Source organism: Longimonas halophila, assembly GCF_002554705.1.
Lineage (GTDB): Bacteria > Bacteroidota > Rhodothermia > Rhodothermales > Salinibacteraceae > Longimonas > Longimonas halophila.
The window spans coordinates 263,316-269,315 of sequence record NZ_PDEP01000004.1 but is presented as its reverse complement, the minus strand read 5'-3'; the positions used below and the strand labels follow the sequence as shown (position 1 = coordinate 269,315).

Genomic DNA, 6,000 nt, shown 5'->3' with positions numbered 1-6,000 from the left:
CGCCAACCTGCTCGGCCAGCACCTTCGTAATCGCCGCCGTCAACGTCGTCTTCCCGTGATCAACGTGCCCAATCGTCCCGATGTTGATGTGCGGCTTCTTCCGCTCAAATACCTCCTTCGCCATAACGGTGGTGTCGTTTCCTTAGATTGAGGATGATGTAGGGATCTTATGCCTAAAGGGCATGCACACACGCTCTGCATGTTCGCACGTAACAGGACGTGTGTGGATCAGTCGCGCGGACGGTGCCAACGCGTAGTGAGCCGCCTCCCGGATTTGAACCGGGGACCCCTTCCTTACCATGGAAGTGCTCTACCTCTGAGCTAAGGCGGCCAGTGCGTGTGGCGGGGCTGTGTCCCATCCAACTGCATGTATCGCTCACAACCAAGTGCAGAGTGCACTTGCACAGCTGTCGCAGGCGTGCAATGAGCGGGAGACGGGACTCGAACCCGCGACCCTCAGCTTGGAAGGCTGATGCTCTACCAATTGAGCTACTCCCGCAATTCGATCTCGGATTTTGGATTTGCGATTTCAGATTGCTGCCAAAAGCACGCCATCCAAAATCAATCAATCCGCAATCCAAAATGTGGGCAGGGTAGGATTCGAACCTACGAAGGCATAGCCGACAGATTTACAGTCTGTTGCGTTTGACCGCTTCGCTACCTGCCCAACATAACTATTTGCTGCACGACCCGATGCGCCTCTTTTCGCACATCTGGCACGCTGCGTTTCAGAACCGATTATAGGTGCAACACGATCGGGTGTTGCCTTGCTCTCCGTGAAGATTGGTATGAGCCTGCATAGCATCGCCTTCTCCACAAAGAAGCGGCAACCAGATTATGGAAAGCCATCCGGTTTCTCAAGACTCCCTGCGTGTGCTCCTCATGAAGACTTCCAGCTACGCGGTACAAGCGCGAAAGAAGGCCGAGGAAACACATTTGCAAAGAACCATGCGGTGGAGCTGACGAAGGGACTTGAACCCCCAACCTGCTCATTACAAGTGAGCTGCTCTACCAGTTGAGCTACGTCAGCCGGTGTGCTGCTTCAATATGCGGGGCAGCAGGCCCCTGTTTCCAGGAGAATAGTGTGCTGTAGATGAAACATCTATCGAAAGGGCTCCATCTCCGCATTGAGCAGACGAAAGAGTCTACACGCCATTAGTGCTGACATGTAGCAATGCTTTGTGCAGTCAATGAATATGTCATGCGGACGGCCCTGTAGACGATGTGCCCTTGTCGTCTGGCGGATGCACTGCGTTGCGGCGCCTCCAGTACCAGCGCACGCCCCACACCACAACAAGTATCGCAATCACGCCTCCCACAGTGCGTCCGTATGCTTCCAGGTAAGACGCAACCAGCGGCCAATTCTCACCAAGCGCGAATCCCGCATATGCAATGAGTGCAGTCCACACTAATGCACTAAGCGTGGCAAAGGCAAAGGTCTTCCCCACAGCCATCTGAGCTGCTCCTACAGCCAGGGATATCACCGAGCGGGCCCCCGATAGAAAGCGGTTAGCCGCCACCACGCCATACCCATACCGGTGCAGCCACTGCTGTACCCGATCGACCTGTTCATGAGGCACCCAGTCGTAGCGACCCGGCGCTAATATTCGAGGTCCCATAGTCCGCCCTACGGCATAGACTGTCATAAAGCCAAGCGCACCGCCTACCGTAGCCAGCAGTACAACTATTCCCAGGTGCAGGTGACCACGCCCTGCAAGATAGCCGCCAAGCACAACGACCATGTCGCCCGGAATGGGAGGCATCACGTTTTCGCCATAGGCAATGGCAAGCACGATAACGTACCCCCAGAGCGGCGGGAGCGCCAGCATCCAGTTGACCCAGGCATCAAGTTCAAAGACCCATTCGGGCATGACAATTTCGCGACGTGTAGAGTGAAGCACAGCACATGGCGCCGTTAGCCTGCTGGATGTACACCGTCTACAGATGCATAGCCCTGCGGATACGAGGAACTGCCTCTGATGCAGAAGTGTCTACCGAATCAGCATAGCATCCCCAAAGGAGAACAGCCGGTACTCTTCGTCGAAGGCTTCCTGGTAGAACTCCATCACGAAGTCGTAACCCGCAAACGCCGACACCATCATGATGAGCGTGCTCTCGGGCCGGTGGAAGTTGGTGACGAGCTGGTCGGTAATCTGGAAGTCGTACGGCGGGTAGATGAATAGATCGGTCCAGCTGGAGTCGGCCTTCAGCATCTGGTTGGCCGACAGGCTCGACTCAATGGTGCGCACTACGGTGGTGCCAATGGCAGTTACGGTGTTGTCTTCACTCCGTAGCGCGCGGTTTACGGCTTCGGCGGTTTCTTCGGGAATGGTGTACTGCTCCGAATCCATACGGTGCTTGGTGAGGTCTTCGACCCCAACTGGACGGAACGTGCCCCGCCCTACATGCAGCGTGACCTCGGCTACGTGCACGCCTTTGTCTCTGAGGGCCTGAATCAGTTCGGGCGTAAAGTGTAGACCTGCGGTTGGAGCCGCCACGGCACCGCGATGCTCGGCAAAGATGGTCTGGTAGCGGTCGCGATCTTCCTCTTCTACTTCGCGGTCAATGTACGGCGGCAGCGGCGTTTGACCGAGTTCGCGGATTTTGGCGTACAGTTCCTCGTTCGTCCCCGTAAAGTGCAGCCGCAGCGTACGTCCGCGCGAGGTGGTGTTGTCGATCACCTCCGCCGAGAGCTCGCGGTCGAAGTAGAGCTTGTTGCCGATACGAATCTTACGCGCCGGGTCCACCATCACGTCCCACAGGCGGCTCTCCGGGTTGAGCTCCCGAAGCAAAAACACCTCGATGCTGGCTCCAGTCTTTTTCTTCTTCCCAAACAGCCGCGCCGGGTACACCTTGGTGTTGTTAACGACAATCACGTCGCCCTCGTTAAAGTACTTGGGCAACTGATTGAACACGGTGTGCTCAACTGTCTGGTCGTCACGGTTCACCACCATGAGGCGGCACGAATCGCGCGGCTCAGCCGGATATTCGGCGATGAGCTCTTTCGGATAGTCGTAACTGAACTCCGATCGTTTCATAGACAAGGGGATTGACCTAAATAGACTAAAGAAGGTAGAGATACGGGCGATTGCGTGCCCGGTGCGAGCGAGAAACCGCAGCCTCAAACAGCATTCATTTTACCATTGATCCCGGCGTCTCTGCATCCGCATGCATAGAAGTCGGTGCCGGGCGTCCCTGCTGCCGCTCCCATGGCGCAGCCTCTTGCACGGGCAGCGCGTCGGCATGCAGGGCCTGAGCTACCAGCTCAATGGCCCGATAGAGGCGCGGGCCCGGACGGTTAAAGTACGCGTTGCCATCGAACACAAACACACGGTCTGCTTGCACAGCGCGCAAGGTAGACCAGGTGGGATGCGACGTGAATGCCTCCCAGTTGCGGGCGGTGTCGGCAAGCGTGAAGCCGCACGGCATCACGAAAAGTGCATCGGGATCGGCAGCAGCCAGCTCGTCCCACGCAATGCGGCACGACGGCGCGCCCGGCTCGGTGAGCAGCGCGTGTCCGCCCCCGTGGCGCACCACGTCGGGCGTCCAGTGCCCCGCCACCATGAGCGGATCCGTCCATTCGATGCAGACAACACTGGGCAGCGCTTCGGGCTCGGTGCGGCGCTCCAGTCCAATGGCCTCATGCAGTTGGCGCAGGCGCTGCTCACGCGTGGCAATGTACTGCATGACGGCCTCGGCCTGATTCATCGTGCGGCCCAGACGGAGCGCGGTGTCGAGCACGGCTTTCATGGTGGCGGGCTGCATCGAGAAGAGCTCCACACCCGGCACATGCTGGCGCAGGTCGGCCTCAATCTCGGAGAGCGAAGCCGCGCACACCTCGCACTGCGCCTGCGTCAACACAAGATCGGGCTCCAGCGCGGCCAGGCGCTCCAGGTCCACATCGTAGAGGCTCAGGCCCGCTTGCACGCGCTCCTGTACCGCATTGTGGATGGCGCGGGCATCGTCTGCTTGCGGATAGGTGGCTGCAGTGAGCACAGGCAGCGATTGCACCTCGGGCGGGTGGTCGCACTCGTGCGAGCGGCCCACCAGATCGCCGGCCCCGCCCAATGCGACAATCCATTCGGTGGCGGCAGGAAGCAACGACGCAACACGCATGATACACGCAATCAATCAGAACCCATTAGGGGCTGTGATATGCGCTGGAGCGGCGCGCGTTGCCTCGCATCCCCCTAAGAACCCGTGCAGCCTGCTGTGCAGCCACCTTGCCGTTACCGCACGGGCGGACGCTGGGTGTGCCAGTCGGTGGCGTCCTGAATGGCGTGGGCCACGCGCAGCGTGTCGGCGTCGTGATAGAGGCGCCCCAGCACGGTGATGCTGGCAGGGCTGCGGTGCTCGGGATGCGCGTTGCCGTCGTCGTCTTCAACCGGGTGGAAGGCGTTCGGCAGGCACACGCAGGGGTGCCCGGTCAGGTTGGTAATTTGCAGCGTGCCGCCCCGAAACGACGGGCTGATGAAGACATCGACCTCGGCGAGCGCCTCGTGCGTGTCTACCATAAGCTGGCGGCGGAGGCGGGAGGCCTGAATGTGCTCAACGGCAGGCACAAAGCGCGCCGAACGAAAGACGTGCGGCCAGGCGTCGGTGGTCTGACGCACCATGGTTTCGTCGTCGCCACTGCGCGTGAGTTCGTCGAAGTTACTGGCCGATTCGACGCTCAGCGTGTTTAGAAGCGCCCCCAGCGGGTAGTCGGTGGGTAGCGATATAGGCTGCAGCTCGGCTCCCTGCTCACGCAGCGCGTCAAGCACAACCTGGTCGGCCTCGGCGTTCTGATAGTCGCCCTCAAAGGCGCTTTCGTAGATGCCAACACGCACGTCAGCAAGTGGCTGTGTGGCATCGAACGGAAACGGCGCGTCGACCATCCCCGGATCGCGTGGGTCGGGGCCCCGCAGCGCGTCGTACACCAGCGCGCAGTCGTAGGCCGAGCGGGCCATGGGACCGGCTTTGTCCATTGACCACGACAGCACCATGGCTCCGTGCCGACTGACGGTGCCAAACGACGGCCGGTGCCCGGTTACGCCGTTGCGGGTGGCGGGCGACACGATGGAGCCCAGCGTCTCGGTGCCAAGGGCAAAGGGCACGGCCCCTGCGGCTACGGCAGCCCCCGATCCGGCTGAGGACCCGCTGGCGCCTTCGTTTGGATTCCAGGGCGAGCGCGTCGTGGCGTCGAACCACACATCGCCCCAGGCCAGCGCGCCGAGCGAGAGCTTGGCGATGAGCACCGCCCCGGCCTCATCCAGCCGCTCAACCACTGCTGCCGTGTCGTCGATGGTCTGCTCCTGATACGGCGTGGCGCCCCAGGTGGTCGGGTAGCCTTCGACCGCAAAGAGATCTTTTGCGCCGTACGGCACGCCATGCAGCGGGCCGCGCCAGTCGCCAGCGTCCAGTTCAGCGTCGGCCTGCGCGGCGGCCTCCATAGCCCGTTCTTCGGTATAGGTAATGACGCAGTTCAGCGTGTCATCCAGGCGGCGCAGGCGGCGCAGAAATAGCTCGGTAAGCTGCTGCGAGGTCACGTCGCGGTTACGCAGCCACGTTGACAGCTGAGCGACCGAGGCGAACGCCAGGTCTTCGTCGCCACTGGGCACCGAGGCGCCGGGCCACTGCCACGCAGGCTCCGCACCTCCGCTGGGCACCTCGGCCCCGCTAAGCTGTGGGGTGAACACCTCAGCCGGGTGGGCGCCGTTGGGCAGCGTATGCTCGCGCATGGCCTGGTACTGCTCCAACTGGTCGTTCAGCGCATCCACGAGCATCTCGCGCTCCTCGTCGTCGAACGAGAGGCCGATGAGTTGCTCAGCGGCCTCAATGTCACTGGTGGTAATGTCTACGGCTCCATCCGCGGCAGCCGTGTCGCGACGCTCGGCTACTTGCGTGTAGAGCACACCGGGCAGCAGGCCAGTGAGCCCTACCGCGGAGCACGATTCCAGAAATTGACGGCGGTCCATAAGCAGTTTGGGGTGGGATTCAGAGGGTCGGGCACAGTATGCG

5 protein-coding genes and 4 tRNA genes are annotated in these 6,000 nt (G+C 61.0%); all 9 read right to left on the bottom strand.

Annotated features, from left to right (window positions below):
* Positions 1 to 124, bottom strand: a 124-nt coding sequence (locus CRI93_RS06310; protein ID WP_245850365.1) for a GTP-binding protein, incomplete at its 3' end; no start/stop codon positions are given.
* 135 nt (positions 125 to 259) lie between these two features.
* A tRNA-Thr gene (locus tag CRI93_RS06305) sits at positions 260 to 331 on the bottom strand.
* Positions 332 to 426: 95 nt separating this feature from the next.
* Positions 427 to 499 (bottom strand) — tRNA-Gly (locus tag CRI93_RS06300).
* A gap of 86 nt (positions 500 to 585) precedes the next feature.
* Positions 586 to 667 (bottom strand) — tRNA-Tyr (locus CRI93_RS06295).
* Positions 668 to 954: 287 nt separating this feature from the next.
* Positions 955 to 1,030 (bottom strand) — tRNA-Thr (locus CRI93_RS06290).
* Between the two features lie 169 nt (positions 1,031 to 1,199).
* Complete coding sequence (locus tag CRI93_RS06285) at positions 1,200 to 1,901, bottom strand: DedA family protein (RefSeq protein WP_245850360.1); 702 nt, start codon at positions 1,899 to 1,901, stop codon at positions 1,200 to 1,202.
* A 90-nt stretch (positions 1,902 to 1,991) separates the two neighbouring features.
* Positions 1,992 to 3,038, bottom strand: a complete 1,047-nt coding sequence (gene queA, locus CRI93_RS06280; RefSeq protein ID WP_098061769.1) for a tRNA preQ1(34) S-adenosylmethionine ribosyltransferase-isomerase QueA — start codon at positions 3,036 to 3,038, stop codon at positions 1,992 to 1,994.
* A gap of 94 nt (positions 3,039 to 3,132) precedes the next feature.
* Positions 3,133 to 4,116: an ABC transporter substrate-binding protein gene (locus CRI93_RS06275; protein ID WP_098061768.1), complete on the bottom strand. Its 984-nt coding sequence runs from the start codon at positions 4,114 to 4,116 to the stop codon at positions 3,133 to 3,135.
* A gap of 113 nt (positions 4,117 to 4,229) precedes the next feature.
* Entirely contained in the window at positions 4,230 to 5,957 is a 1,728-nt protein-coding gene (locus tag CRI93_RS06270) for an amidase (RefSeq protein WP_176521735.1), read from the bottom strand.
* Between the last annotated feature and the right edge of the window lie 43 nt (positions 5,958 to 6,000).

Coding starts and splice junctions, on each gene's coding strand:
- queA (WP_098061769.1), bottom strand. CDS start 3,038: ATGAAACGATCGGAGTTCAGTTACGACTATCCGAAAGAGCTCATCGCC.
- CRI93_RS06275 (WP_098061768.1), bottom strand. CDS start 4,116: ATGCGTGTTGCGTCGTTGCTTCCTGCCGCCACCGAATGGATTGTCGCA.
- CRI93_RS06270 (WP_176521735.1), bottom strand. CDS start 5,957: ATGGACCGCCGTCAATTTCTGGAATCGTGCTCCGCGGTAGGGCTCACT.